A 1,426-nucleotide genomic window follows, 5' to 3' on the forward strand; every position below is an offset into this window, starting at 1 on the left:
GCCGCCCGGCGCCAAGCCGCACCGGATGACCCCCGGCCTCGCCGTCCTGCCGCTGCTGGTGCCGCTGCTGCTCATCGTCGCCAACACCGTGGCGTCAGCCATCGACCAGAACAACCAGGACGCGGTCGGCTCCGACGACTACGAGCCCTCGGCCCTGCCGAAGGCCCTGGCCTTCATCGGCAGCCCCGTCGTGGCGCTCCTGATAGGCATCGTGCTCGCGGTGTACGTGCTGCTGCCCCGCTGGACGACCCGCACCCAGGTGGGCGGCTGGCTCTCCGAGGCCGCCGCGTCCGCCGGACTCATCATCCTCATCACCGGTGCGGGCGGTGCGCTCGGCCAGGTCCTGCGCGACACCGGCGTGGGCGACGAGCTGGCCGAGGCCATCTCGTCCTGGAGCCTGCCGGGCGTGCTGGTGCCCTTCCTCATAGCCTCGCTGGTGCGCGTCGCCCAGGGCTCCGGCACGGTGGCGATGATCACCGCCGCGTCCGTCACCGCACCGCTCGTCGACGGACTCGGGATCTCCGCGCTGCTCGCCGCGCTGGCCTGCTGCGCCGGCTCGATGGTCTTCAGCTACTTCAACGACTCCTACTTCTGGGTCGTCACCCGCTTCACCGGCCTGGACGGCGTCGCCGCCATCCGCGGCTGGTCGGGCATCACCACGGCCGTGTGGCTCGGTTCCCTTCCGCTGCTGCTCGTCGCGAGCACGTTCATATGAGTGGGCCGGCGAGTGTGCGTCCGGGCCGCCGGCGAGCGGCGGTGCTGGTGGCCGCCGACGACCTGACGGGTGCGAACGCCACGGCGGCGGGCTTCGCCCGGGCCGGGCTGCGCGCCGTGACGGTCGGCGCCGACCAGGGGCCGGACGTCCTCGCCGGCCTCGCGGAGCGGTTCGACGCCGTGGTGGTCAGCACCGACAGCCGGCACTGCCCGCCCGCCGAGGCGGCGCGCCGGGTGGCCGGTGCCGTACGGGCCGGCTGGCCGGCCGAGCTGGTCAGCAACCGCGTCGACTCCACCCTCCGCGGCAACGTCGGAGCCTCCACCGAAGCCCTGCTGGAGGCCGTGCACGCGGCCTCCGGCAGGCGGGCCGTGGCCCTGTGCGCCCCGGCCCACCCCGAGGCGCGCAGGCACACCGTGCAGGGCACCCAACTGCTCGACGGCGTCCGGCTGGAGGAGACCGAGCTGGCCCGCGACCCGCGCTCGCCCGTGCCCACCTCGGACATCGCGGAGCTGCTGCGGCGCCAGGCGGACCTGCGGATCGCCCGCGTGCCGCTGTCGGTGGTCACCGCCGAGGCCGGGACGCTCCAGGCCCATCTGGACAAGGTCCTCGCCGAGGGCGCCGAGGTGATCGTCGCCGACGCGCTGACCGTCGAGCACCTGGAGCGCACGGCCGCGGCGGCCGTCGCCGCCGGGGGCGACGGGATCGTGTGGG

At 75.0% G+C, this 1,426-nt stretch carries 2 protein-coding genes; both read left to right on the forward strand.

Going from position 1 to position 1,426, the window contains the following annotated elements; translation table 11 throughout:
- Positions 1-715, forward strand: a 715-nt coding sequence (locus H5J30_RS33185) for a GntP family permease (RefSeq protein WP_181791426.1), incomplete at its 5' end; no start/stop codon positions are given.
- Positions 716-756: 41 nt separating this feature from the next.
- On the forward strand, positions 757-1,426 hold a 670-nt coding region (locus tag H5J30_RS33190; protein WP_309505709.1), incomplete at its 3' end, for a four-carbon acid sugar kinase family protein.

The organism is Streptomyces phytophilus, from assembly GCF_013870535.1.
GTDB lineage: Bacteria > Actinomycetota > Actinomycetes > Streptomycetales > Streptomycetaceae > Streptomyces > Streptomyces phytophilus.